21 protein-coding genes, 2 pseudogenes and 1 other annotated feature are annotated in these 24,712 nt (G+C 66.9%); of the genes and pseudogenes, 10 read left to right on the forward strand and 13 right to left on the reverse strand.

The window, feature by feature from the left end; all coding sequences use genetic code 11:
- Positions 1 to 46 precede the first annotated feature (46 nt).
- Positions 47 to 1,108, forward strand: coding sequence for an NAD(P)H-dependent amine dehydrogenase family protein (locus ACZ50Z_RS18745; protein WP_464484877.1), 1,062 nt, complete (start codon positions 47 to 49; stop codon positions 1,106 to 1,108).
- Here ACZ50Z_RS18745 and lipL read toward each other — a convergent pair.
- On the reverse strand, positions 1,103 to 2,380 hold the full coding sequence (gene lipL / locus ACZ50Z_RS18750; RefSeq protein ID WP_464484878.1) for an esterase/beta-lactamase LipL: 1,278 nt from the start codon (positions 2,378 to 2,380) through the stop codon (positions 1,103 to 1,105). The two genes, ACZ50Z_RS18745 and lipL, sit on opposite strands and share 6 nt — an antisense overlap.
- A 39-nt stretch (positions 2,381 to 2,419) precedes the next feature.
- Positions 2,420 to 2,578, reverse strand: coding sequence for a hypothetical protein (locus ACZ50Z_RS18755; RefSeq protein ID WP_464486407.1), 159 nt, complete (start codon positions 2,576 to 2,578; stop codon positions 2,420 to 2,422).
- A gap of 61 nt (positions 2,579 to 2,639) precedes the next feature.
- Here ACZ50Z_RS18755 and ACZ50Z_RS18760 point away from each other — a divergent pair, with 61 nt between their 5' ends.
- From ACZ50Z_RS18760 to ACZ50Z_RS18770, 3 genes are read left to right on the forward strand one after another with little or no spacing between them, the layout of a single operon-like run.
- Positions 2,640 to 2,813: a CsbD family protein gene (locus ACZ50Z_RS18760; RefSeq protein ID WP_464484879.1), complete on the forward strand. Its 174-nt coding sequence runs from the start codon at positions 2,640 to 2,642 to the stop codon at positions 2,811 to 2,813.
- Entirely contained in the window at positions 2,813 to 3,529 is a 717-nt protein-coding gene (locus ACZ50Z_RS18765; RefSeq protein ID WP_464484880.1) for a cutinase family protein, read from the forward strand. The genes ACZ50Z_RS18760 and ACZ50Z_RS18765 overlap by 1 nt, the downstream gene beginning before the upstream one ends.
- 6 nt (positions 3,530 to 3,535) lie before the next feature.
- A complete protein-coding gene (locus ACZ50Z_RS18770) occupies positions 3,536 to 4,522 on the forward strand; it encodes an NAD-dependent epimerase/dehydratase family protein (RefSeq protein WP_464484881.1) in 987 nt (328 codons plus the stop codon).
- Positions 4,523 to 4,534: 12 nt separating this feature from the next.
- On the opposite strand, the gene ACZ50Z_RS18775 is transcribed toward ACZ50Z_RS18770, so the two are convergent.
- Positions 4,535 to 4,924 (reverse strand): PPOX class F420-dependent oxidoreductase, encoded by a 390-nt coding sequence (locus ACZ50Z_RS18775; protein ID WP_464484882.1) that lies wholly within the window; start codon positions 4,922 to 4,924, stop codon positions 4,535 to 4,537.
- 158 nt (positions 4,925 to 5,082) lie between these two features.
- Between ACZ50Z_RS18775 and ACZ50Z_RS18780 the strand changes: the two genes are divergently transcribed.
- On the forward strand, positions 5,083 to 5,667 hold the full coding sequence (locus tag ACZ50Z_RS18780; RefSeq protein WP_464484883.1) for a TetR/AcrR family transcriptional regulator: 585 nt from the start codon (positions 5,083 to 5,085) through the stop codon (positions 5,665 to 5,667).
- A gap of 6 nt (positions 5,668 to 5,673) precedes the next feature.
- Here the strand turns inward: ACZ50Z_RS18780 and ACZ50Z_RS18785 are convergent, their stop codons facing one another.
- The 3 genes from ACZ50Z_RS18785 to ligD all read right to left on the reverse strand — a co-directional run bounded on the left by ACZ50Z_RS18785 (position 5,674) and on the right by ligD (position 11,060).
- Positions 5,674 to 6,876 (reverse strand): cytochrome P450, encoded by a 1,203-nt coding sequence (locus ACZ50Z_RS18785; RefSeq protein ID WP_464484884.1) that lies wholly within the window; start codon positions 6,874 to 6,876, stop codon positions 5,674 to 5,676.
- A 126-nt stretch (positions 6,877 to 7,002) separates the two neighbouring features.
- Positions 7,003 to 8,997, reverse strand: a complete 1,995-nt coding sequence (locus ACZ50Z_RS18790; RefSeq protein ID WP_464486310.1) for a glycoside hydrolase family 172 protein — start codon at positions 8,995 to 8,997, stop codon at positions 7,003 to 7,005.
- 1,031 nt (positions 8,998 to 10,028) lie between these two features.
- Complete coding sequence (gene ligD, locus ACZ50Z_RS18795) at positions 10,029 to 11,060, reverse strand: non-homologous end-joining DNA ligase (protein ID WP_464484885.1); 1,032 nt, start codon at positions 11,058 to 11,060, stop codon at positions 10,029 to 10,031.
- Positions 11,061 to 11,086: 26 nt separating this feature from the next.
- On the opposite strand from ligD, the gene ACZ50Z_RS18800 reads away from it, so the two are divergent.
- Positions 11,087 to 12,157 carry an ATP-dependent DNA ligase gene (locus tag ACZ50Z_RS18800; protein ID WP_464484886.1) on the forward strand — a complete coding sequence of 357 codons (1,071 nt, stop codon included), beginning with the start codon at positions 11,087 to 11,089 and terminating at the stop codon, positions 12,155 to 12,157.
- Between the two features lie 235 nt (positions 12,158 to 12,392).
- On the opposite strand, the gene ACZ50Z_RS18805 is transcribed toward ACZ50Z_RS18800, so the two are convergent.
- On the reverse strand, positions 12,393 to 12,854 hold the full coding sequence (locus tag ACZ50Z_RS18805; protein ID WP_464484887.1) for a DUF2834 domain-containing protein: 462 nt from the start codon (positions 12,852 to 12,854) through the stop codon (positions 12,393 to 12,395).
- Between the two features lie 171 nt (positions 12,855 to 13,025).
- A pseudogene (locus ACZ50Z_RS18810) lies at positions 13,026 to 13,106 on the reverse strand (hypothetical protein); the annotation flags it as partial.
- A 46-nt stretch (positions 13,107 to 13,152) separates the two neighbouring features.
- Between ACZ50Z_RS18810 and ACZ50Z_RS18815 the strand changes: the two are divergent.
- Both ACZ50Z_RS18815 and ACZ50Z_RS18820 read left to right on the forward strand, forming a co-directional pair.
- A protein-coding gene (locus ACZ50Z_RS18815) for an IS3 family transposase (RefSeq protein ID WP_464482219.1) occupies positions 13,153 to 14,393 on the forward strand; the annotation gives its coding sequence in 2 pieces (ribosomal slippage) (positions 13,153 to 13,438 and positions 13,438 to 14,393; 1,242 coding nt in all).
- Positions 13,428 to 13,544: a sequence feature (AL1L pseudoknot), on the forward strand. (Overlaps the previous gene by 117 nt.)
- Positions 14,342 to 14,494: pseudogene (locus ACZ50Z_RS18820) on the forward strand (hypothetical protein); the annotation flags it as partial. The gene ACZ50Z_RS18815 and the pseudogene ACZ50Z_RS18820, both read left to right, overlap by 52 nt.
- A 308-nt stretch (positions 14,495 to 14,802) precedes the next feature.
- On the opposite strand, the gene ACZ50Z_RS18825 reads toward ACZ50Z_RS18820, so the two are convergent.
- Complete coding sequence (locus ACZ50Z_RS18825) at positions 14,803 to 15,747, reverse strand: class I SAM-dependent methyltransferase (protein ID WP_464484888.1); 945 nt, start codon at positions 15,745 to 15,747, stop codon at positions 14,803 to 14,805.
- Between the two features lie 144 nt (positions 15,748 to 15,891).
- Between ACZ50Z_RS18825 and ACZ50Z_RS18830 the strand changes: the two genes are divergently transcribed.
- Positions 15,892 to 18,267, forward strand: coding sequence for a lysylphosphatidylglycerol synthase domain-containing protein (locus ACZ50Z_RS18830; RefSeq protein ID WP_464484889.1), 2,376 nt, complete (start codon positions 15,892 to 15,894; stop codon positions 18,265 to 18,267).
- Positions 18,268 to 18,274: 7 nt separating this feature from the next.
- On the opposite strand, the gene ACZ50Z_RS18835 is transcribed toward ACZ50Z_RS18830, so the two are convergent.
- Positions 18,275 to 20,911 carry a GH92 family glycosyl hydrolase gene (locus ACZ50Z_RS18835; RefSeq protein ID WP_464484890.1) on the reverse strand — a complete coding sequence of 879 codons (2,637 nt, stop codon included), beginning with the start codon at positions 20,909 to 20,911 and terminating at the stop codon, positions 18,275 to 18,277.
- 124 nt (positions 20,912 to 21,035) lie between these two features.
- On the opposite strand from ACZ50Z_RS18835, the gene ACZ50Z_RS18840 reads away from it, so the two are divergent.
- Complete coding sequence (locus ACZ50Z_RS18840; RefSeq protein WP_464484891.1) at positions 21,036 to 21,521, forward strand: hypothetical protein; 486 nt, start codon at positions 21,036 to 21,038, stop codon at positions 21,519 to 21,521.
- A 4-nt stretch (positions 21,522 to 21,525) separates the two neighbouring features.
- Here the strand turns inward: ACZ50Z_RS18840 and ACZ50Z_RS18845 are convergent, their stop codons facing one another.
- The 3 genes from ACZ50Z_RS18845 to galT all read right to left on the reverse strand — a co-directional run bounded on the left by ACZ50Z_RS18845 (position 21,526) and on the right by galT (position 24,601).
- On the reverse strand, positions 21,526 to 22,215 hold the full coding sequence (locus ACZ50Z_RS18845; RefSeq protein ID WP_464484892.1) for a PAS and ANTAR domain-containing protein: 690 nt from the start codon (positions 22,213 to 22,215) through the stop codon (positions 21,526 to 21,528).
- Positions 22,216 to 22,418: 203 nt separating this feature from the next.
- Positions 22,419 to 23,510 (reverse strand): galactokinase, encoded by a 1,092-nt coding sequence (locus ACZ50Z_RS18850; RefSeq protein WP_464484893.1) that lies wholly within the window; start codon positions 23,508 to 23,510, stop codon positions 22,419 to 22,421.
- Positions 23,507 to 24,601, reverse strand: a complete 1,095-nt coding sequence (galT, locus tag ACZ50Z_RS18855) for a galactose-1-phosphate uridylyltransferase (protein WP_464484894.1) — start codon at positions 24,599 to 24,601, stop codon at positions 23,507 to 23,509. The genes ACZ50Z_RS18850 and galT overlap by 4 nt, the downstream gene beginning before the upstream one ends.
- Positions 24,602 to 24,712 lie beyond the last annotated feature (111 nt).

The following is a 24,712-nucleotide window of genomic DNA, read 5'->3' on the forward strand; positions in this document are numbered from 1 at the left end:
CCTATTAGGCCTACTAAGAACCCTGCGGTTCCCCTATGCTGAGCGAGTGCCCAACACCTATCGAGTGGTTCAGTGGAACACCGGCAACGTCGGCAAGAGCTCGCTGAAGTCGATCGTCACCAACCCCACGCTGGAATTGGTGGGTTGCTTCGCCTGGTCCAAGGACAAGGTCGGCCGCGACGCCGGTGAGCTTGTCGGGATCGCGCCGGTGGGCGTCGCGGCCACCAACGACGTCGACGAGCTCCTGGCCCTCAAGCCGGACTGCGTGGTTTACAACCCGATGTGGTTCGACGTCGACGAGCTGGTCCGCATCCTGTCCGCGGGCGTCAACGTGGTGACCACCGCGTCGTTCATCACGGGCGGGAACCTCGGCGCCGACCGCGACCGGATCTCGGAAGCCTGCCAGAAGGGCGGCGCCACGATCTTCGGGTCCGGGGTCAGCCCGGGTTTCGCCGAGCTGTTGGCCATCGTGTCGGCGATGGTGTGCAACCGGATCGACAAGGTGACGGTCAACGAGGCCGCCGACACCACGTTCTACGACTCACCCGAGACCGAGAAGCCGGTGGGCTTCGGCCAGCCGATCGACCATCCGGACCTGCGGGCGATGGCGGCGAAGGGGACGGCGATCTTCGGCGAGGCGGTCCGGCTGGTGGGCGACGCCCTGGGCGTCGAGCTCGACGAGGTGCGCTGCGTCGCCGAGTTCGCCCAGACCACCGAGGACCTCGTCATGGCGTCCTGGACCATCCCCGCGGGACACGTCGCGGGCACCTACATCAGCTGGCAGGGAATCGTCAACGGCGAGACGCTGATCGACTTGAATGTGCGCTGGCGCAAGGGGCAGACGCTCGACCCGGACTGGAAGATCGAGCAGGACGGCTGGGTCATCCAGATCGACGGGCAGCCCACGGTGACCACCAAGGTGGGCTTTTTGCCACCGCCGTACTTCGAAGCCACCACGATCGAAGAATTCATGGACCTCGGTCACATCATGACCGCGATGCCGGCCATCAACGCAATCCCCGCCGTCGTCGCCGCCGCGCCCGGCATCGCCACCTACGCCGACCTTCCGCTGACGCTGCCCCGCGGCAACGCCTACATCGGCTCATAGGGCCGCGCTGCGCCGCCTCGCGGTTTTGGTGTAGCGGGCGCCCAGCGACGGCACCGCGAGCGGACCCTGATCCCGGACCGCCTCGATGGCATTGCGCAGCGGACGGGCAAGGCCCGCAAAGGATCCCATGTCGAACAGCAGCGGCGTCAGCAGCCGGTTGTGCACGAAACCGAAGGAACTGCCGGTCTCGGGGTCGGCCCAGCCGAGCGTTCCCCCCAGCCCGACGTGACCGAAGCCGCGGAGCAATCCCGGAACCGGCGACTCGTGGTAGCCAAGGTGAAAAGGCATGGGCACCACCATGTTTGCGTCGGGCCACTTCCGTCGCGCCTGCCCGGCGAGCCCCCGGGCCAGCTCGTCGGACAGGAACTTCTTGCCGTCGATGCGGCCGTCGTTGGCCAGGGCGGCGAACATCTTGGCCAGGCCCCGCCCGGTCACCACGCCGTTGGCGGCGGGGACCTCGCCGTCCAGGAACGGGGTGTCGCCCTTGACCAGCGAAATGACGCCCGGAAAGTACATCGCGCCCAACGCGCCGGAGAAGGGCAGACCCGCCAATCTCGGTGCGATGAAGTTGAACACCGGGGCGCGCAGCCGTCCCTGCGGTATCAAGATCTCGGCGGCCTGGGTGGGTGCGCCTTGCGGGGGCCGGCCCAGGTGCAGCCCGTCGGTGTCGAGTGGACGCGCGACCTCCTGGCGGATCAGCTCGCGCATGCCCTTGGCGGTCACCGCCCGGGCCAGACCGGATAACAGCCATCCGTAGGTGAGGGCGTGGTAGGCCTGCACGCCGCGCAGATGATCGACGGGCGCGGCCGCCAGCCGCTCCTCCATCAAAAGGTGGTCCATCAGCTCGGTTTTGGTGACGCCCCGCAGGTGCGACAACCCGGATCGGTGCCGCAGGACATCGCGCACCGTGATCTCGGCCTTCCCGTTGGCGCCGAACTCGGGCCAGTATTGCGCGACGGGCGCGTCGTAGGACAGCAGGCCGCGGTCGGCGAGCCGGTGGATCACCGTCGACGCGATGCCCTTGGTCGCCGAGAACACCATCGCGCCGGTGTCGGCGGTCCAGCGCTGGGTGCCGGCCCGGTCCGACCAGCCGGTCCAGACGTCCACGACGGACACCCCGTCGACGTAGACGCTCAGTGCTCCCCCGCCGAACCGCCGACCGGGGAACAGCTGGGAGAACACCTTGATGACACTGGCGAAGCGCGGGTCGGCAGCGCCGGACACACCGCGTGGCAAACCATCGTCGGTGACCAGCAGGGTGGACGGCGTCACCGCGCCGCGACGCCTTCAGCGCTCATCCGAATGAAGCTATCAGTCAAGGTGCCGCGGGGGTTCGGGATCGATCCCCGGGGCTTGATCGGGCGGCTGGTCCCTCAAATAGCGCCGCAGCCGCAGCAGCTGATTGACCACCATGCCGATGCCCAGCAGCATCAGCCCCGCCACTACTGCCACCACGATCGCGGTGCTCACGCAGTCCATGATGACAGGGCCGGGGTTTCGATATCTCCCGCCGCCGGGTAGCCAGCACGCCATGAGCGCCGAAGACAAGTTGAAGAATAAGATCGAGGACCTCGGCGGCCGCGCCAAGGAAGCCCTCGGCAAAGCCACCGGCAATCCCGAAACCCGGGACGAAGGTCGCGCCGATCAAGCGAAGTCCGCAATGAAGGACGCCGGCGAAAAGGTGAAGGACGCGTTCAAGAAGTAATGACAATTCGGAATGTGTTGACCGTCCGGTCGATGCGTCGCCTGCCGCTGCCCATGTTGGCAGCGGCAGCCGTATTCGGCACACCGCTCGCGAGCGCGCCCTCGGCGACGGCGGAACCATGTCCCGACGTCGAGGTGGTGTTTGCCCGCGGATCCGGCGAGCCACCCGGCATCGGCGGCATCGGCCGGCCGTTCGTCGATACGCTGCGCTCGCAGATCGGCCCCAGGTCACTGACGGTGTATGCGGTCAACTACCCCGCCAGCACCGACTTCGACAGCCCCGATTTCCCGGCGACCGTCATCGACGGAATCCGCGACGCCAGTTCGCACATCGAGTCCATGGTGGCGAACTGCCCCAACACCCGTGAGGTGCTCGGCGGCTACTCGCAGGGCGCCGCGGTGGCGGGCTACACCACCTCGGCCACCGTGCCACCCGGCGTTCCCGCCTCCGCGGAGCCGCCGCCGATGCCGCCGGGCGTCGCCCAACACGTCGCCGCGGTCACCCTGTTCGGCACGCCATCGGGGCAGTTCCTGCAGAAATACCACGCGCCGCCGCTGGCCATCGGACCGCTGTACCAGCCCAAGACGATCCAACTGTGCGCGCCGGCCGACCCGGTCTGCGCCAGCGGTGGCGACGGGGGACTGGCCGCGCACACCTCCTATGGCGCGAACGGCATGACCAACCAAGCCGCCGACTTCGCCGCCAACCACCTCTAGGCCGTCATGCGAGTTCTCATCACGGGCGGTACGGGCTTCGTCGGCGGGTGGACCGCCAAGGCCATTTCCGATGCGGGGCACTCGGTGCGGTTTCTGGTCCGCAACCCCGGAAAGCTGCGGACCAGCGTCGCGAAGCTGGGTGTGGACGTCGCGGACTTCGCCGTCGCCGACATCACCGACCGCGTCGCGGTGCGGGCGGCACTGCAGGGGTGTGACGCCGTCGTGCACAGCGCCGCGCTGGTGGCCACCGATCCGCGCCAGACACCGGAGATGCTCGCCACCAACATGCAGGGCGCCCAGAACGTGCTCGGTCAGTCGGTCGAGCTCGGGTTGGATCCCATCGTCCACGTGTCGAGTTTCACCGCGCTCTTCCATCCCGACCTGGAGACGCTGACGGCCGACCTTCCGGTGGTGGGCGGGGCCGACGGCTACGGAACGTCCAAGGCGCAGGTCGACATCTACGCCCGTGGACTGCAGGATGCGGGCGCGCCGGTCAACATCACGTATCCGGGCATGGTGCTCGGTCCGCCGGTCGGCGACCAGTTCGGTGAGGCCGGCGAGGGCGTGCGGGCGGCCGTGCAGATGCATGCGATCCCGGGGCGCAGCGCGGCCTGGCTGATCGTCGACGTCCGCGACCTAGCCGCCCTGCACGCGGCGCTGCTCGAGCCTGGGCGCGGGCCGCGCCGCTACACCGCCGGCGGCCACCGGGTGCCTGCGGCCGACCTCGCGAACCTGCTCGGCCAGGTCGCGGCGACACCGATGGTGGCCGTCCCGATCCCCGACACCGCGCTGCGGGTCGCCGGGGCGGTGCTGGATCGAGCGAACCGCTTCCTGCCCTTCGAAACCCCGTTCACCTGGGCGGGAATGCAGTACTACACCCAGATGCCGGCGTCCGACGATTCCCCGAGCGAACGAGAACTGGGCATCACCTATCGCGATCCCCACCAGACGGTGGCGGACACGTTCGCGGCGATGCGCGCGGAAAGCCAATAGTCGCAACGCTATTCAGGCGGCGGGCGTGATCTCCAGGCCGACGTGCACCTTGTCGATGCCACCGCGGATGACCGTGTGCGCATAGAACCACCACGCGTGATACCAGTACCGCTTGAGGACGGCGTTGTAGACGCGCCGCGTCTCAGACTTCGGCAGCACCCGGGCTTTCGCCTCGACCTCGTCGCTCTTGGGCTTGCCCAGCGCCGCGCTCTTGGCGATCGTCACCCTGGGTGTGTTGTTGATCCGCTTGGTTTTCCACGAGCCGTCATCGGTGATCACCAACAGCTTGCCGTCGCCGTCGGGCGCTCCCCAGATCGGGGTCGGCTTCGGTCGGCCGTCTTTGGTGAAGGTGGTCAACAGCAAGTACTTGGATTGAATGACGTCGGTGAAGCTGGGGGCCACTGCCGTGCCTTCCTACGGGTGTCTCTGGATTACAGCAATAGCAACTCAATTGCCCGATCGCCCGACTTCCTAATCGTGGGCCGGCCCGCGCTGGGCTAAGCTTTGGGCGATTGCGCAAAAGCCGGCTCTCACCATCCTTTGCGGGAAAGACGTAGACGATGACCACCTCCCGACGGCCGAAGGCGCGCGACTCCAACACTCGCGACATGCTGATCGACGCGACGATCCGGGTCATGGTCGAGGACGGATACGCCGCGGCCACCTCGCGGCGGGTAGCGAACGAAGCCGGCGTCAAACCGGCGTTGGTCCACTACTACTTCCCCACCATGGACGAGCTGTATCTCGACGTCTTCCGGCGCGGGGCGGCCGTCTATTTGGAGCGACAAAAGCAGGCGCTGGCCTCCGACCGCCCACTACACGCCTTCTGGGACTCGCTCATCGAGCCGAAGGACACCCGACTGCTGTTGGAGTTCATGGGGCTCGCCAATCATCGCAAGGAGATCGGCGCCGAAATCGCCGCCTGGTCGGAGCGATGGCGCGAAACCCAAACCGCCGCACTGAGCTTCATCGTCGGCGAACAGGGGCTGGACACCGATGAATTTCCACCCGCCGGGATCGCGGTGATCATCGCGGCGATCGGTCGCATGCTCATCCTGGAGCAGGCGCTCGGCACCACGGGAGGCCACAAGGAGGCCGTCGCCCTGGTCAACCGGCTCATCGATCGATTCGAGTTGCCCAGTTAGCGCCCGCTAAGGCAGCACGACCCGCAAACGCTCCCAGCCGCGAACCGTGGACGTCGACGCCAATTGTGCTGTCTCGTAGTCGATGTCCCATTCGGGCCACCGGTTGAGGAGCTCGTCCAGCGCGACGCGGCCTTCCAGGCGCGCCAGGTTGGCACCGAGGCAGTAGTGCACGCCCTTGCCGAACGTGATGTGCGAGATGTTCTCGCGGCGGATGTTGTAGGTGTCGGGATCGGTGTAGCGGCGGGGGTCGCGATTGGCGGCGCCGAACAACAGCAGCATGGCGCTGCCGGCCGGAACCGTCGTGCCGTAGCATTCGAAATCCTGTGCCATCCAACGGGCGACGTGCGGGCCGGTAGGTTCGAATCGCAAGGTCTCGTCGACGGTGCGGGTCAACAGTGACCGGTCCTGGTACACCTCACGGCGTTGATCGGGGTGCTCGGCGAGCACCTTGGCCAGCCAGCCGATCAGCCGGCCGGTCGTCTCGTTGCCCGCCCCGGCGACGACCTGGGTGTAGTGCAGCACCTCTTTGCGGGTCAGCTTGCGGTGCACGCCCTGGTCGTCGTCGAACTCGACGTTGAGCAGCGTCGTCATCAGGTCGTCGGACGGATTCTTGGCACGCCATTCGACGTAGTCGGCGTAGATCCTGCCGTCGGCGATGGAGTCGGCGTCAGCGACCTTCAGGGGCGCCCCCGGCTTGGTGCGCAGGTTGGCGTCGTTGGCGTCGCGCACCGAAACCTGCTCGGATTCCGGGATCCCCAGCAACATCCCGATGACCCGCATCGGCATCATCGACGCTAGCTCGGCGATGATGTCGAATCCTCCCGACCCGACGAGGGGGTCAAGGCAGCGAACGCAGTATTGCCGGATCTGGTCCTCGAGGGCGGCCATCCGGCGCGGTGTGAAGACGCGCGACATCAGGCCGCGCAGCCTCGTGTGTTCGGGCGGGTCCTGGAACATCATCACCCCGCCGGGCATGTCGAACTTCGACTGGACCAACTCGAGGATGTCGCTTCGCTTGTTGGAGAAGGTTTCCCAGCCGGCCAATCCGCGCTCGACGTCGGAATGCCGTGACAGCGCCCAGAAGTCGTACTTGTCGTTGTAGTAGATCGGGGCTTCGTCGCGCAGCCGGGCATAGGTCGGATACGGGTCGGCGTTGATGCCCACGTCGTAGGGGTCGTAGTAGACATCCGTGTCGTTGGTGACGGTCATCGATGCTTCCCTTACTCAACCCGCCAACTTTTGGGCGATCGCCCAAAAGCGCGGCGCTGGCCATGTCTAGCAGCATCTCCGCGAATTCGTCAAGAGCGCCGGGCCGTGAGCGATGACGACCCGGATTCAACCGGTCGGGCCCCGGAGGATGTCGACGTGGTAGCGGCCGGCGGTCCACGGCGGCGAATCCGCGGTGGGCGCCAGGGTGATCGTCAGCTGCGCTTTGCCCGCGGTGACGGCTTGCGGGACCAGGTAGGTGTCGTCGAGCCAGCGGTGAAAGGTGTTGCTGCGCGGCTGCAGCCACGTGCCCGCGGGCATGCCGTCCACCGCGACGCCCGCCGCCTGAAAACCGGTTGCCTGGTCCGATGTGCGCCGCAGCAATACACCGTGGTTGTCCGGATTTACCTGGACATGGAAAGTGATCGGGCCCTGGGCGCTGCGGACCGAGCCGGCGACGGGCAGGGCGTCTTCGGTGCCCTCGTATTCGCTGACCAGCAGCTGATCGGCGGCGTCGGTGTCGGCGTAGCCGTGCAGGACGCGATCGACGGGATCGGCCGGGCGGACGTCGTCGCTGCCGGTCAGGACGGCTGTCGGCTGTGTGTAGAGGAATGCGGTTGAGCTGTAGTCGGGTTGGACCATGTTGCGCTTGCCGTGCTCGATGCCGAAGCGAAGCGCGGAGTGATAGCCGATCGCGTCGGCGAGCATGAGCCGGTAGACGGCGACGCAGTAGTCCGCGCACCCGCCGGTTGCCGTGCGTTGGTCGGGTTGGCCGTTGAGCGGGTCGCTGAAGTGGGTGCCGTCTTTGAAGTACCAGCCGCCCTCGTAGAGGTCCTCGGTGCCGGTGCCGTACCACTGCGGGGATGCGGCGCCGTCGGTGTAGACCCGCTCGGCTCCTTCGAGAAAGTAAGGGGCGCCGTCACTGAACGCCGTTTCGGTCCGCTGCCCTCGTATGGTGTGGCTGACGCCGACGAACTTGCCGTGGCCTTCCTCGTCGGCGAACACCCAGTCCTGGCCCTGGACGGTCGGGCCCGCGTGGGCGCGGGCGGTGAAGTAGCCGGCGCGACCGCTGGCCAGCGCCGCCACCCATCGGGCGTCGCGGGTGGTCGTGACGTCGCCGGCTATCCCCGACACGTCGGAGGCGGTGGTGTTGACAAGGGTGACGCGGGCCGAATTCACGAAAGGCATTGGCCACCAATCCCACAACACCAGCGACCCGTCGGGCTGAGGAGCGGCGGCGAACATCAGCGATCGCACGGGGTTGGCGCCGAGTCCCGCGCCGAAGAATTCCCCGACGGGCACGTCGACCGTGGTCCGGCCGTCGAACTCGATCCGCAGGCGCAATCCAGTCAGATCCGCCACCACCGGCAGTTGCAGCCGCAGCGCCGAGATGCTGCCTGGACCACTGGATTCGGCGACGGATTGTTCGCTTCCCGCGGCAAGGTCGATGACCCGATTGCTCTGTGTCGCAGTGCCTGTCGTCGGTTTGGGGTCGACGGTTCCCGCGGCGCGCAGGGTGTCCAGCACATCGAGCGCGGGATCGGCGCGCGAAAAGGTGCTTATCCCATCGGCATTCGAGAACTGCCGATAGTCGACGTGGTAATACTCCAAATGGGATGCGACGCTGATCCGCATCGACCACCGGTAAGGCATCGGCACCTTGATATAGACCCCGCCCGGCGACTGGGCGGAGTTGGCCACCAGGGGCCACGCGAACGGGGCGCCCAGTTCGCCGTCGACCAGCGATTGCAATGGCGCGTCGACGACGGTCTGCCCATCCAGTTCGATGCGGATGTTTCCGATGGCACGCACATTGCCCCCGTCACGGGTGAACCAGATCGAATCGACCTCCCCGGCGCCGCGATCCTCCGCGATGACGCAGCCGGCCCCGCCCGGCGCCAAACACCCGCCGGTGCCGTTTCGGTTACCGGTGGAAATGTCGAAGTCGCCGCCGCTGCGGTCGAAACTCGATACCTGCAGGGTCTGCGATTCGGTGTCCAGATAGGGCAGCCGATCCAGCCGACGGTACGTGTCCCAGCCGACCATCTTTTCGCCTAGGCCGTCGCCCCTGGGCTCGGCCGATATCGGTGCCGCGACACCCACACCCGCGGCTGCCACCAGCATCAGCGCGCAGACCGCAGACCACGCTCGTGAAGCCAGACGCATAGCAACAGAGCTTACTTTTGACGATCGGTTGACCAGATTTCTCCCGGTCACGAAACGCATTCGGTGCTGGCATTTGGTCACCTACCGGACAGCCTGTATCCCGGCTCCCCGCAAGGCGTTTGACGACGTCCGGTGACGCAGGAATGTAGGTTGCCGGTACGGCCCACAGCGAGCCCATAAACCGGCCAAAAGATGCGCCCCACGCATTTCAATCAGTTGACGTAAATCGGCGCTATTTCGCTGGATCCCATAGCATTCCGCATTGTACTCACGTAATATAACGCTCCTCGGGCGAAGCATTCCTTCTCGACGAATGGAGTGGTCATGTCTCGTTTGAAGTACAGAGTTGTTCTCGGCTTATTTCTCGCCGCCACCGCATTGACAACCTCGGGATGCATGGTGCCGATCACCATCGACTGCGGACCCAATCTCACCTGCACTCCGTAGGTCACCAGCACCCTTTTTGGCCCCCTAAATGGCATTGGGTGCCAGTTCCTCGCACGGCTGAAGCCGATACATCCCCTCGTGTATCGGAAGACGCGGTGACTACACCAGTGTGACCTTGCGGCGTGAAAATCGCTGGGCCCCAAGGGTCTATCGCTTCGCGCTGGTTCCGTTCCGGCCGACCTTCGACGATGGCCGGCACCTCAGCGATGCGCGGGCGTGCGCCCCTTCGGGCCGTGCGTGCGTTCCTAGCGAATTCCTTGCTGACCTTTGCGCGTCTTCGCGGTAAACTAATCGCCTCAGCGAAACAGCGCTGAAGCGGCTGGCCCCGACACCTGGCAGTTCGGGTGGGGAAATTCGTGTGGCCCAAATCCGCATCCCCTAACCCACTGGGGCACAAGAGGATTACTTACAACCATTGTTGCCGCCGAGTGATACCGTTGAGATGCTCACATCGTCAGGCGGCTCATCCATGTGAGAGGGCTAATCGCGGGCCGCAAGCTCCTCACCTCAGGCTGATCCGCAGTCACCTGACGGGCTTCGGGCTATTTTTTCCCATCTTTGCGATCCGTATCCCGGCTGGGCTGAACGCGTTTGGGCTCCCCGGGCATCTTCGGATAGTTCGGCGGATAGGGCATGTCGCCGAGGCCTCGCTCTTCGTCGGCCTCGGCCATTTCCAACAGCAATGCGATCGACTGCGCGTTGTCATCCATTGCGGCCCAAGGATCTTCCCGCCGCGAAACCAGGTCGGGCACGGTCACCATGGTGTAGTCGTCGGGCTCGGCGCCGGCCAGCTCATCCCATGTCAGCGGCATCGACACCGTCGCGATCGGCGTGCGTCGCACCGAATACGCCGACGCCATGGTGCGGTCCCTTGCGTTCTGGTTGAAGTCGACGAAGATGCGCTCGCCCCGTTCTTCCTTCCACCACGCCGTGGTAACGGCGTCCGGTGCGCGGCGCTCCACTTCGCGGGCGAGCGCGATGCCCGCGCGGCGCACTTCGATGAAATCCCAGTCGGTGGCGATCCGCAGGAAGACGTGGATCCCGCGGCCCCCGGATGTCTTCGGGTATCCCACCAGACCGAGCTCGTCGAGCAGCGGACGCAACACGTCGACCGCCACGGTGCGCGCCTGTTCGAACGCGACGCCGGGCTGCGGATCCAGATCGATACGCAGCTCGTCGGGGTGGTCGGTGTCCGGGCAGCGCACCTGCCACGGATGCAGGGTGATCGTGCCCATCTGCGCCGCCCACACGATCGCGGCGGGGTGGGTGACCTTCAGCGCGTCGGCGGTCCGCCCGGACGGGAACGTCACCTGGCACGTCTTTAAATAGTCGGGATGGTGTTGGGGAATCCGCTTCTGGTAGATCTCCTCACCGTCGATGCCGTCCGGGAAACGCTGCAGGTGGCTGGGCCGGTCGCGCAGCGTGTCGAGCATCGGTCCGCCCGCGACGGCGCGGTAGTACTCGACCAGGTGCCGCTTGGTCCCCTTCGATCCCAGCTTGGGGAAATACGCCTTGTCGGGATTCGTCAGGCGAACCGCAACACCGTCGACGTCTAGCTCTTCTGCAGCAGCCATACCATCGATTCCAGCACAATCAGGCTATGGACCTCCCTGTCATGCCGCCGGTGTCGCCCATGCTGGCCAAGTCGGTTCGCTCAATTCCGCCCGACGCGTCGTATGAGCCCAAGTGGGACGGCTTCAGGTCGATCTGTTTTCGCGACGGCGATGACGTCGAGCTGGGCAGTCGCAATGAGCGGCCGATGACCCGCTACTTCCCCGAGTTGGTCGCCGCGGTCAAGGCCGAGCTGCCAGCGCGCTGCGTCATCGACGGGGAGATCGTCATCGCCACCGACCACGGCCTGGACTTCGAGGCGCTGCAGCAACGCATCCACCCGGCCGACTCGCGGGTGCGGATGCTCGCCGAGACGACGCCCGCGTCCTTCATTGCGTTCGACCTGCTCGCCCTCGGCGACGATGACTACACCCGGCGGCCGTTCAGCGAGCGGCGCGCGGCCCTCGTCGACGCGGTGAGCGGATCGGGGCGCGCGATCCATGTCACGCCCGCGACGACCGATATGGGCACCGCGCAGCGCTGGTTCGACGAATTCGAGGGCGCCGGCCTCGATGGCGTGATCGCCAAGCCCCTGAACGTCACCTACCAGCCGGACAAGCGCGTCATGTTCAAAATCAAGCACGAACGGACCGCGGACTGTGTGGTCGCCGGCTATCGGGTCCACAAGTCCGGCGCCGACGCGATCGGGTCGCTGCTGCTGGGGCTCTACCAGGATGATGGCCAGCTCGCGTCCGTCGGTGTGATCGGCGCCTTCCCGATGGCCGAACGGCGGCGGCTGTTCGGCGAACTCCAGCCGCTCGTCACCGACTTCGAGGACCACCCCTGGAACTGGGCCGCGCATGAGGCCGGCGAGCGAACGCCCCGCAAGAACGAATACTCGCGGTGGAACGCCGGCAAGGACCTCTCGTTCGTGCCGCTGCGGCCCGAGCGCGTGGTCGAGGTGCGCTACGACCACATGGAGGGGCGGCGGTTTCGTCATACCGCGCAGTTCAATCGGTGGCGTGCGGATCGCGACCCCCGCTCGTGCACCTACGAACAGCTAGAGCAGCCGGTGACCTTCAGCCTGGGCGAGATCGTGCCGGGCCTCGGAACGGGCTAAAAGGGCGGCGCCTGGTTGCGTTCGGCGACGTTGCGGCCTGCGACGTTGCGTTCGGCGACGAGCGTGCGTCCGGAAGTGCCCTGCGGCACTGGTCAATTCGCCCGCGGCAGACATAACTTGCAAAATCAAACCCAACTTGCCCGGCTAGCTCGGTCAGGTCCACACCGTAGTGGCGTCAGACCACTGTCGGTCGCACCGCCCCGCGTGAAAGGTCAACGAAGAACGCTGTAAGTGGTCACCCGATGTCGATCCAAATAGTCTGGGCCACGGCGAAGACGGCGACGACCGCGAGCAGAATCGTGTCTGTCCTGCGAAGGCGGGGCACGTCGGCTGCGCCCAGGCGTAATTCGCGGGCGATCAGAAAAAGCGGGAACATCACGCTTACGGCGATGAAGAACGATCCGACAACGTAAAGCCAGACGAATCGCAGGTTATATTTCCTGGCTTCGATCACCATCAGAATGACAGCGCTCAGGGCCAGCATCAGGGCGTCGGCTGTGATGTTTCGTGAGGCCGTAGTCGCTTTGGTGTCGCGCCAGAAATTGACGAAAAAGTCGGTCGGGCTGTGCACATACGTGAGTGTCTGGCTCCATGTCGCGATGAGCGCGGCGACTGCGATAGCGCCATAGACGATGCAAAGAATTTTGCGGGACGTAGGGACCGATGATGCTTGGTCCGCTTGGTCGGCTGTTGTCATGCCTCAAGGTAGAACGAACCAAACGGGCGACGGCACAAAATCGCGACTTCAATGCCGATGATGCCCATGTCCAAGAGCGTGGTTAATGCTGCCGTTCATGCGAATCGCGTGATTTCTCAACCTTTTTAAGCGTTGATCCGGTGCGAGTCTTTAGCCGCAGCGGTGAGCTACCTAGTTGGTTGTCGGTGGTGGTTGGGGTTGGAAGGGGTCATACCACCACCAGTGGGCGCGCTCGCCGGTGGGTCCGGGGTGAAGTACCCCAGGTTTTGTTCCGATCCTTATAGGAGGATTGGAAGCTATGCCCCGTCAGTATCCGCCGGAGTTTCGCTCTCGTGCGTTGCGGTTGTTGGACACCATGTTGGAAACCTCGGATATATCGGAGTTTGAGGCCATCAGGTCGGTGGCCAGCAAACTCGGTATTGCGCAGGAGTCGGTGCGTCGATGGCGGCGCAAAGCGCAGGTCGATACCGGGGAGCGTCCCGGCACGACCAGTTCTGAGCACGCCGAGATACGCCGCCTTAGGCGAGAGAATCTCGAATTGCGTAGGGCCAATGAGATTTTGAAGTCTGCATCCGCGTTTTTCGCAGCGGAGCTCGACCGCCCCGCACCGAAATGATCGCCTTCATCGACGCGCATCGCGATCAGTTCGGGGTCGAGCTCATCTGCCGTGTCTTGCGGGCGCCAATCCCGGGATTTTTCACCTCACGGGGGTATCGCGCAGCGTTGACCCGGCCGCCCTCAGATCGTGAGATTCGCGATGAGCAACTGATCGCCGACCTGCAGGCGGTGCACCAGCAGAATTACTCGGTCTATGGCGTCAAGAAGATGCATCAGGCCATGACCCGGCGTGGCTGGACACTAGGTAGAGAACAAACTCGCAGGTTGATGCGCAAAGCTGGGCTGCGCGGGGTGCAGCGCGGCAAGCCGGTATTCACCACCGTCACCGATCCCGCCTCAGCGCGACCCGCCGACTTGGTCAACCGGCAGTTCCGGGCGCCGGCACCAAACCGGTTGTGGGTCGCCGATATCACCTTCGTGCGGACTTGGCAGGGATTCTGCTACACCGCGTTCGTCACCGATGCCGCCACGAAAAAGATCGTCGGTTGGGCGGTCTCGGCAACCATGCGCACCGAGGACCTTCCGCTACAGGCATTCAATCATGCTGTGTGGCAGTCTAACTCGACTCTATCTGAGTTGGTGCATCATTCCGACCGCGGATCGCAGTACCTATCGGTGACCTATACCGACCGCCTGATCGAGCTCGGGATCGCCCCCTCGGTGGGCTCGCGTGGCGATAGTTATGACAATGCCCTCGCCGAGGCGGTCAATGCCGCTTACAAGACCGAGCTGATCAACCGCGCTAAACCCTGGCGCTGCATCGACGACGTCGAACTGGCAACAGCCGAATGGGTGGCCTGGTACAACCAGGAACGCCTGCACGAAGCCCTCGGCTATCAAACCCCAGCCGAGTACGAGGCCGCCCTGACCGGCACCTCACACCCCGCGAGCCAGCCGACCCCGGCCCTCGCAACCGACTAGGAACAAAACCTGGGGTACTTCACCCCGGACCCACCGGCGAGCGCGCCCACTGGTGGTGGTACGACCCCTTCCAACCCCAACCACCACCGACAACCAATTAACTTGGTTAGTGGGACCGGTCATTACCGGCAATGTATCGAAGCGAAAATACATTGGAACATAAAGGAATTCGTTAGCACCCCCGGCCGCCCACCGCGTGGTGGACATCGGAACCGACGGCCAATCACACACGATGTAACCGGTTGATCTGTGGCGTAAAGAGAGACGGCAGCCGGCGCCTCGGAACCAGCGACCAGCAACGTCACCGCCGCGGTGGCGGCGAGCAGCGCCAGTGGCACAACGGATTACATTGCTAGCTAGATGGCGCCGGCCCCGTCGCTCCCGGCTTCGCCGAGCTTGCGGAAAGCCGCTAAGCCGCCCGCTGCGCCGCCACGAACAGGTTCCCGGGCACGTTGTCCTGGACCTCCTTGGCCGCCGCGCGCCCGTAGCCGGCCATCAACTCGTCGGACGGTGTCACCGTCACGTCCCAGCCATGACGGCCGAACCACTCGCCGACGTCCTCGCGCTCCTCGAAGTACCACAGCTCGTCGGTCCTCGGGACCTGCCGGTCGGGATCGACCTCGGCCATCAGCGCTTGGATCCGGTCCATCCGTTCGCGGCGCCTCGCGCGAAGCTGCGGGTCGAGGAACTTGGGCCCCAGCGCCTCCACGGCGACCCGGCTACCGGGGACGGTGAGCCCCTGAACGCGGTCGAACAGCAGCTCCTGCGCGGCGGCCGGCAGATACGGCATCAACCCCTCGGCCGACCACACGCTGGGCGCGGTGGCGTCAAAACCTGCCTGTCGCAACGCCTCCGGCCAATCCTGGCGCAGGTCCACTGCGACGGGAACGCGGTGACAGGCGGGCTGTGCGCCGTGCTCGGCCAGCGTCGACGCCTTGAAGTCCAGCACCCGGGGCTGGTCGAGCTCGTAGACCGTCGTCCCCGCCGGCCAGGGCAACCGCCACGACCGCGCGTCCAGACCGGCCGCCAAGATCACCGCCTGCCGGATGCCGGAGCCGGTCGCGTCGAGGAAGAACTTGTCGAAAAACGCGGTGCGCGAGGCCATGTAGCCCACCATCGCCTGCATCTGCAGCGGCAGGCTCGGCTCGGCTTCGACGACCGCGTCAGGTAGTTGGCCCGCCGCATGCCAGTTCCACACGCCGTCACCGGCGGCATCGAGGAAAACCTGTGCGAACGGATCGCTGATCAACGGGTTCTCGCCGCGGGTCTCGGCGGCCCGGGCCGCGGCCACGCCCAGCGCGGTCGCCCCCACGCTCTCGGTGATCTCCCAGCTGTCGTTGTCGGTCCTGGCCACGCGCACGTCCTTCCCACTTCGCTAGCACGGCTACCTACCCGACCCTACGCGCGGCGGCACAGCGGGAGCTGTCCCCGAGCCGGGTTTGAAGTTAAGTTGTCGGCGAGCCCATCGGCAGGGGCGAATCCGAAGGATCGTTGATACATGCGAGTTGACGGGCGCGACATCCCCGTTTCCGGCAGCCTGCTGCAGCCACTGACCCGGCGGACCAACGACATCCTGCGGCTGCTCCTGGCCTCGCTCTTTCTCGCGCTGGTGATCACGGGTTCGGTGATCACCCGCCCGCAGTGGGTCGCGCTGGAGAAATCCGTCTCGCAGATCGTCGGCGTCTTATCCCCCACCCAGTCCGATGTGGTGTACCTGGCGTACGGACTGGCGATCGTGGCGCTGCCGTTCATGATCCTCATCGGCCTGATCGTCGCCGGGCAGTGGAAACTGCTGGGCGCTTACGCGACCGCGGGATTGAGTGCGATCGTGCTCTTGTCGATCAGCGGCACCGGCCTGGCCGCGCCGCGATGGCACTTCGACGTCCACGACCGGCTGAGCACGCTGCCGGCCCAGTTGCTCGACGACCCGCGGTGGATCGGGATGCTGGCGGCGGTGCTGACGGTGTCGGGTCCCTGGCTGCCGGCGCGGTGGCGGCACTGGTGGTGGGCGTTGCTGCTGGCCTTCGTCCCCATCCACCTCGTGATCAGCGCGATCGTTCCGGCGCGATCGCTGGTGGGTCTGGCGGTCGGGTGGGTGGTCGGAGCGCTGGTGGTGCTGGTCGTCGGCACCCCCGCGCTCGAGGTGCCGCTGGACGCCGCGGTGCGCGCGATGGCCAAAGCCGGCTTCGTCGTCTCGCGGCTCACCGTGGTCCGGCCGGCCGGGCGTGGCCCGCTCATTCTGTCGGCCGACGGCGACGACTCCGGCCGGACGGCGCTGGTCGAGTTGTACGGCCCGCATCAACGCAGCGGCGGCGCGCTGCGCCAGTTGTGGGGGAAGCTCAAGCTCCGCGACGCCGAGACCGCTCCCCTGGTGACGTCCATGCGCCGCGCGGTGGAGCATCGCGCGTTGATGGCGATTGCCATCGGCGACGCCGGCCTGGCCAACACCGCCACGGTCACCCTCGCTCCCCTGGACCGGGGATGGATGCTGCACGCGCACCAGCCCGCCCGCGGGACGCCGATCGACCGCTGCGCGACGGCGACGCCCGTGCACCGGCTGTGGGATGCGCTGCGGACCCTCAACGACCGGCAGATCGCGCACGGCGACCTGCGCAGCCAGCACATCACGGTCGACGACGACGCGGTGTTGTTCGGCAGCTTCGGCAGCGCCGAGTACGGCGCGACCGACGCCCAGCTCCAGTCGGATATCGCGCAGTTGCTGGTGACCACGTCGGCGCTGTATGACCCGAAGGCCGCTGTGCGCGCGGCGATCGAAGTGTTCGGCGCGGACACGATTTTGTCGGCGTCGCGCCGGCTCACCAAAGTCGCTGTGCCGCGGTTTATTCGGCGGTCAGTGCCGGACGCGGGCACCGTCATCTCCGCCGCGCGCGCGGAGGTCAAGCGCCAAACCGGCGCCGATCAGATCAAGCCGCAAACCATCACTCGGTTCACCCGCAGCCAGATGATCCAGCTGGTGCTCTTCGGCGCGCTGGTCTATGTCGCGTATCCGTTCATCAGCACGGCGCCGACGTTCTTTTCGGAGCTTAAGACGGCGAACTGGTCGTGGGCGCTGGTGGGCTTGCTGGTCTCAGCGCTGACCTACGTCGGCGCGGCCGCCGCGCTCTGGGCCTGTGCCGACGGGATGGTCAACTTCTGGACGCTGTCAATCGCCCAGGTAGCCAACACTTTTGCCGCGACCACCACGCCCGCCGGGGTCGGCGGCCTGGCGCTGTCGACGCGGTTTCTGCAGAAGAGCGGCCTGCCGGCCATGCGGGCGACCGCGGCGGTGGCGCTGCAGCAGTCGGTGCAGGTGATCGCGCACATCGCGCTGCTGGTCGTGTTCAGCGCCGCCGCCGGCGCCTCGATGAATCTCTCGCATTTCGTCCCGAGCGCGACCTTGCTGTATCTGATCGCGGGGGTGGCGCTGGGCATCATCGGGACGTTCCTTTTCGTGCCGACGCTGCGCCGGTGGCTGTCCACCGAGGTGCGCCCGAAGCTGAACGAGGTGGTCGGCGACCTGACGAAGCTCGCCCGCGAGCCGCGGCGGCTGGCGCTGATCCTGCTGGGGTGCGCGGGCACCACCCTCGGCGCGGCGCTCGCGTTGTGGGCCAGCATCGAAGCCTTCGGCGGCGGAACGACATTCGTCGCCGTCACCGTGGTCACCATGGTCGGTGGGACGCTGGCCTCGGCCGCCCCCACGCCGGGCGGCGTCGGTGCCGTCGAGGCGGCGCTGATCGGTGGCTTGGCCGCCTTCGGCGTGCCCGCGGCCGTCGGTGTGCCGTCGGTGCTGCTGTACCGGATGCTGACCTGCTGGCTGCCGGTCTTCGTCGGGTGGCCGGTGATGCGGTGGTTGACCACCAACGAGATGATCTGACTCCCGCTCAGGAGTTGGCGGATTCGGTCTGGGTTACGACGAGAACCGTTGACGTGCGGGCGCTTTGGCCGGCCCTGGTGGTCAAATACACCAGGTGGTAGTCCTCGGGCACCGACTGCGCCACGGTGATCGGGACGGAAACCGCGGCCGATCCGTCGTTGCCGAATGGGCCGGTCGTGGGCGCCACGGTGATGCCGGCATCGGAGGATGCGCCGGAGACGGTGTAGACGTCGGGGCCGTCGAGCATGCGTTGCGCGTCGAGGGTGACCGTGCCCGTGTGTCCGGGCCCGATGGTCACGACGGGTTGAGAAACGTTGACGGTCAACGCCGAACTACCCACCCCGAACGACGGCGGCGCGTCCGCTTCGGCTGTGCCCCAACGCTTGTCGGGATAGGCGGCGAGCGAGAACGCCAGGGTGCCGCCGGTGGTGATGATCGACTCCGGCAATGACGTGTGCTCGGTGGGTCGGCCGTCGATCTTCAGGCCGCTGATGTAGGCGAGGTGATGCGGTCCCGACGCGCCCGGGGCGGAGATCCGCAGCGATTTGTCGCCCGGCAGCGCAATGTCGACCCGATCGAAAAGCGGGGCGCCCACGGTGAGAATCGGCGTGCCAGGGGTGACCGGGTACAGGCCCAGCGCCGCCCACACGTACCAGGCCGCCAGCGCGCCCAAGTCGTCGTTGCCCGGCTCGCCGTCGGCGGTCGGCGCGAAGAGTCCCCGCACCCGATCGACGGTGCGCTGGGTCTTCCACGGTTGTCCGATGTAGTTGTACAGCCACGGCACACCGAAACTCGGCTCGTTGCCCGCCCACAGATACGGCCGGTTGGGGCCGACGTTGAGCTTCTCGGTGAAGCGATCGAGCCGGTCGGCCACCGCCGAGCGGCCGCCCAGGGCGGTCACCAGCCCCGCGACATTCTGCGGCACCGACCAGACGTACTGCTCGGCGTTGCCCTCGTCGTACCCGACCTGGCCGAAGTTCTCCGGCGACACCACGACCGCGGGACCGGGGCGAAAGAATCCGCTCCAGCTGCGGGGCACCACGGAGCGGGTGGTGGGATTGAACAGGTTCTGCCAGTACTGCGACCGATTCTGGAATTCGACGGCGCTCGCGGCGTCCCCGAGCGAGTCGGCGAATCGGGAGATGGCGAAGTCGTCGACCGACCACTCCAGCGTGATCGAGGCGTCGGCGATCCAGCCGTTGCGCCCGAATTCCAGGGTGAACGGCGCGTAACCGAACCGCAGGTAGGTCTCGATACCCGGCCGCTCCACGTAGCCGGCCCGCCCCACCCCGCCCTTGGTCGCCCCGTCGACCATGTAGCGCAACGCGGCACGGACGTCGAAGTCCTTGGCGCCGAAGGTGTTCAGATTGACGATGAGCGGCACCACGCTGTCGCCGGTCATCTCGCCGGTCGCGGCGTTGGCGAACGCCCAGCGCGGCAGCGAACCACTCTGCTCCGCGTCGTTCACCAGCGATTGGGCCATATCGCTGGCCCGGTCCGGAAACAGCAACGCCTGCAACGCCGCCAGGCACCGGTAGGTGTCCCAGTCGGAGAAGTTGGCGTACTGCGTGTGGCCCGCGGCCACGGTGTGGATGGCGCCGTCGAAACCGACGTAGCGCCCGTCGGCGTCGTTGAACATGTTGGGGTGCAACAGGGAACGGTACAGGGCGGTGTAGAAGGTCGTCAGATCGTCGACGTTCCTGCCGGCCACCGAGACACGGGACAGGGCGGCGTTCCATTCCCGCGCGGCGGCGGCGCGCACGTCGTCGAAGCCCGACGCGTCCTCGGCCGCCAGGTTCGCCCGCGCGCCCTCGATGCCGACGTAGGAGATCGCGGTGCGCACCTCGAGCACCGAGCCGGCCGGGAACTCCGCGTAACCCCCGCTGTACGGCGCATTCGCGCTGCGGGCCCCGGCGTACACCGTTGCGCCGTCCCAGGATCCGTACGCAGTGAAGGGCCGGCTGAATTTCATGGCGAAATACACCGTGTAGGCGTTCGGCTTGTCGCAGAACCCGCCGCTGGTGGCCCAGCCGGTGATGGTGGTGTTGTCCTCCCCTATCTGGATGGTCGCGCGCGAGTTGCCCGCCAGCGACGAACCCGAGCGCACCTGCAACAGCGCGGGGCGGCCGTTGCGCGGGTAGCTGAATCGCCCGACGCCCGTGTGTGCGGTGGCGGTCAGTTCCGCCTTGACCCCGGTGTCGGGAAACCGCACCGTGTAGTAGCCCGGCACGCCCTGCTCGGTGTCGTCGTGGGCGATCATCTCCCAGGCGTTCCAGGGTTGCGGGCTGACCCCGCCGGTGGTCGGCAGCATCGAGATGTCGCCGAACGCAGCGCATCCCACCGACGCGTGGGTCATGCTGAACCCGGTCGCGCGAGAGTTGTCGTAGTTGTAGCCGGCGTAGTTGCCGACGGTGTCCGGCGAGTACTGCACCATCCCGAACGGAACGGTGGCACCGGGGAAGTTGTTGATCTCGCCGACCGTCTCGCCGCCCGTCCCGGTGCCGATGAGCGTCGCGACGTGATCGACGGGATTCGCCACGAGCACGGGTGGCCCGTCATACCCCTTCGGCGGGGCGGCCGCGACGAAGGTCATGAAGACGGCCGACGCCGCGATGACGGCAATCAGCGCCCTTCGTGACCGCATAGGAAGTCTCTTACTGGATAACGACCGCGCAGCGGCGCATTGCGGTGGCGTTTTCACCCAGAATTTTCCAGGCCGGGCAGCCGCGGGCATGTACCAAAGGACGGCCGCGCTCTACGGTAAACGCATGACAGAGCAGTCATACGCGGTCGATGCCGGGCATCCACCGTCGGCGCTACTGCGCCTCATCAACCCGGTGATGGGGCTTTTGTTGCGCAGCCCCCTCGCCGGAGCCGCGCGCAGGCAATTCATGGTGTTGAGGTTCACCGGGCGCAAGACTGGGCGTCCGTATTCAATTCCATTGAGCGCGCATGTGATTGACGGTCAGCTTTACGCACTGTCCGGTGCGCCGTGGAAGCAGAACTTCCGCGACGGCGGTCCCGTCGACGTGGTGTACGACGGCACGACGACGGCCATGCGCGGCGAGCTCATCCGCGACCGGGCGGTCGTGTCCGATCTGTTGGTGCGCGCCGCCGAGTCTTATGGCGTGGCGCGCGCGCAGCGCATGATCGGACTGAAGTTCCGCGATCACCGCATCCCGACCCGCGACGAGTTCGCCGAGGCGGTCGACCGGCTCCACCTGGGGGCGGTACGGCTCAGCGCGGTCGGCTAGCCGCTCAGCCGGCGGGGCCGTCGCCGTCGGGCGCACGCAGGTGGGCGCCGCGCAGGCGCTGGTCGAATCGCGACCGCGCGGTGATGACTTCCTTGCCCAGCGCCGTGAAGTCTTCGGCGATGCGTTGGGCGAGCAGCCCCAGCTTCGTGTTTCCCGCTTGCGACAGCGTTTTGAGCATGGTGAACGCGGCGTCCTCGTCGATGCCGTAGATCAGCATCAGCATCCCTTTGGTGCGGTCGATGACGCCGCGGCGCCCGGCGATCTCGGCGACCTTGGCGCTGATGGATTCCTCGCGGTTGCGGGCGGGCGCCGGCGTGATTTCGATGTAGAAGCCGTGCGTCCCGATCACCACGTCGTTGTCGTCGCAGAATCGATCGCCCACCACGATGACGTGATGGATGATGCCGCCGGTGTCCACGATGCGATGCCGCGTGCTGAACGCCTGACGACGCCTGATCATGTCGTTGATGCCGTCGACCACCTGGGGGCGGTCGGCGGGGTGTTTGTGCGACAGCACCAGCTCGGTCGTGGGGGTCACGGTGCCGGGCTCGTATCCGTGCATGCGCTGGACCTGGTCGGACCACACCCAGCGCTGGCCCTCGAAGTAGAAGCGGAACCAGCCCGCGCGCTGCGGGACGGCGCCGGCCAAACCGCGCTCGATCGCTGCGGCCTGGCTCTCTAATTCCCAAGCCACGGTGGATGTTTCGCGTCGACGGCAAGCGGACGGGCGGCGGCACGCAGCGGCGACGATCCGGGATGGATCGTCGCTGCCCGGGCGGGAAAGTTGGCACTGCGCGTGCAGCAGTGGGCTACCCCCATGGGCGTGAAGGTTACAGTTTCTGACCGGTGGTCACTGCGGAATCAAAAAATTGCCGCGCGAGTAAGTTTTCGGCACCCTCACTCGCACAGGCCCGCGCCGGCGGCCGCCCGGATCCCGGTGACGACGGGTGATTCGCCACCCGCCCCGACCACGGCGCGGCGCACCGCCTGGCCGACCGTCCCGGCGCGCCCGATCGGCACAAGCGCGATCACGCAGCCGCCGAATCCGCCGCCGGTCATCCGCGCCCCCAGCGCCCCCGCGCGCACCGCGGTATCCGCGATCAGGTCGATGCGTTCGGTGGTGATCTCGAAGTCCTCGCGCATGGAGGCGTGCGAGGCGGTAAAGATCCGCCCGGCCTCGGCATAGTTCGATTCGCTCAGTGCCCCAACGCAATCGATGACCCGCCGGTTCTCGGTGAGCACGTGGCGCGCGCGCCGGGCGTCGGCCGGATCCCGCACGGAGGCCAGGTCGACGGGCCCGCGATCGCCGACCTCGCGCAGCGAGGATGCCCCGAGGTCGGCGGCGGCGCGCTCGCACGACAGGCGCCGCGCCGCGTAGTCGCCGCCGGCATGGCTGTGGCGCTCCCGGGAGTCGATCAGCAGCAAGGCGACGCCGGCCGCGTCGGGGTCGAAAGGCACCGGCGTGACGGCGAGGTCGGCGAAGTCGATCAGCACGGCCGTCGCCGGCCGGCCGAACAGCGCGGCGAGCTGGTCGAGCAAGCCCGTTGGGGCGCCGACATACTCGTTTTCGGCCCGCTGGGCGAGCCGGGCCTGCTCCCTGCGGTCGATGCGCACGCCCGCGGCCGAGGCGATCGCCCCCAGCGCCGCGCATTCCAGCGCCGCCGAGGAGGACAGGCCCGAGCCCATCTCCACGTCGCTGGTGATCGACATCGTGCCGCCGGGCACCGGGTGGCCGGCGCTGCGCAGCGCCCACATCACCCCGGCCACGTAGGCCGCCCAGCCGGTGACCTCCCCCGGGGCGGTGCCGATGGCAATGCGCACGGCGGCGTCCGCGCGGTCGCTGGTCACGGTGATCGCGTCGTCGGGACCGGGCGCGAAGGTCGCCACCGTGCGTTGCGGCAGGGCGATGGGCAGCGCGAAGCCCAGGTTGTAGTCGGTGTGCTCGCCGATCAGGTTGATCCGCCCTGGCGCGCCGTAGCGCACCGTCACCGCAGTTCCCGTAACCGCTGGGCGACGCTTTCGGGGGTGACGTCACCGATGAAGGCGTCCATCGCCGATTCGGAGGCCGCCAGGTACTTGAGCTTGGTGGCGCTGCGCCGAATGGACATCAGTTCGACGTGGAAGTATCCGTCCGCCTGGGCCCCGGTGCCGGAATACTGGTGCAATGCCGAAATGTAGGGCAGCGGTGAGGCATACATCCGGTCGAAGCGTTGCAGCACGTCGAGATAGACGGCCACGAACGCGTTCAGCTCGTCCTCGTCGAGGCCTAACACGTTGGGCACGAACCGGTTCGGGTAGATGTGCACCTCGACCGGCCAGCGCGCCGCGAACGGCACGAACGCGGTGAACAACTCGTTGCGCGCGACGAGGCGGTCACCGTCGGTGACCTCGCGGGCCAGGAGATCACCGAACAGGTTGCTGCCGTGTTCTTTTCGGTGTGTGCGAGCCTGCTCCAGCATGGCGGCCGTCCGCGGTGTCAGATAGGGATAGCCGTAGATCTGGCCGTGCGGATGGGTCAGGGTGACACCGATCTCCTCGCCGCGGTTCTCGAAGCAGAACACCTGCTCGATGCCCGGCGTGGCCATCAGGTCGGCCGTGCGGTGGCGCCACGCATCGACCACCAGTCGCGCGTGTGCCGGCGTCAGCCCCGCGAAGGAGCCGGTGTGGTCGGCTGAAAAGCAGATCACCTCGCACCGGCCATGCGCCGGGGCCGACACGAAGCCGTCGGCGCCGCCGGGGTCGGGAAGCGGTGTCGCGGCGCCGGACAGGCTGGGAAAGCGGTTCTCGAACACGACGACGTCGTAGTCGGGGGCGGGCACCTCGCTGGTCAGCCCAGTCGGGCCCGGACACAGCGGGCACGCCTCCGGTGGGGGCTTGTAGGTGCGGTCCTGGCGCAGCGCCGCGATGATCACCCACTGCCCGGTGGTCCCGTCGAACCGCAACTGCGACTGGGGCGGGCCCTCGGCGGAGCGCGGTGGCAGCGGCCGGCGGTCCCGCACCGGCGCCGGACGGTGCCCGGGCAGCGAGAAGAACAGCAGGTCACGACCGTCAGCCAGCTTCGCTCGCGTCGGCGGAGTCACGATGTCGAAGACTAGCGTGGTCAGATATGTATCCCGGCGAGCAGACACAGAATCGCACGCAAGATGGCCTGAGAGTGCGATTCTGCGTCTGCTCGCGGATATGAGGGGGTC

The sequence above is a fragment of the Mycobacterium sp. NTMscope_MAC_269 genome, assembly GCF_976985695.1.

Excerpts from the sequence above, each read along its gene's own strand:
- ACZ50Z_RS18760 (WP_464484879.1), top strand. The coding sequence starts at position 2,640 with ATGAGCGCCGAAGACAAGTTGAAGAATAAGATCGAGGACCTCGGCGGC.
- ACZ50Z_RS18765 (WP_464484880.1), top strand. The coding sequence starts at position 2,813 with ATGACAATTCGGAATGTGTTGACCGTCCGGTCGATGCGTCGCCTGCCG.
- ACZ50Z_RS18770 (WP_464484881.1), top strand. The coding sequence starts at position 3,536 with ATGCGAGTTCTCATCACGGGCGGTACGGGCTTCGTCGGCGGGTGGACC.
- ACZ50Z_RS18780 (WP_464484883.1), top strand. The coding sequence starts at position 5,083 with ATGACCACCTCCCGACGGCCGAAGGCGCGCGACTCCAACACTCGCGAC.
- ACZ50Z_RS18785 (WP_464484884.1), bottom strand. The coding sequence starts at position 6,876 with ATGACCGTCACCAACGACACGGATGTCTACTACGACCCCTACGACGTG.
- ACZ50Z_RS18790 (WP_464486310.1), bottom strand. The coding sequence starts at position 8,997 with ATGCTGGTGGCAGCCGCGGGTGTGGGTGTCGCGGCACCGATATCGGCC.
- ligD (WP_464484885.1), bottom strand. The coding sequence starts at position 11,060 with ATGGCTGCTGCAGAAGAGCTAGACGTCGACGGTGTTGCGGTTCGCCTG.
- ACZ50Z_RS18800 (WP_464484886.1), top strand. The coding sequence starts at position 11,087 with ATGGACCTCCCTGTCATGCCGCCGGTGTCGCCCATGCTGGCCAAGTCG.
- ACZ50Z_RS18805 (WP_464484887.1), bottom strand. The coding sequence starts at position 12,854 with ATGACAACAGCCGACCAAGCGGACCAAGCATCATCGGTCCCTACGTCC.
- ACZ50Z_RS18830 (WP_464484889.1), top strand. The coding sequence starts at position 15,892 with ATGCGAGTTGACGGGCGCGACATCCCCGTTTCCGGCAGCCTGCTGCAG.
- ACZ50Z_RS18835 (WP_464484890.1), bottom strand. The coding sequence starts at position 20,911 with ATGCGGTCACGAAGGGCGCTGATTGCCGTCATCGCGGCGTCGGCCGTC.
- ACZ50Z_RS18840 (WP_464484891.1), top strand. The coding sequence starts at position 21,036 with ATGACAGAGCAGTCATACGCGGTCGATGCCGGGCATCCACCGTCGGCG.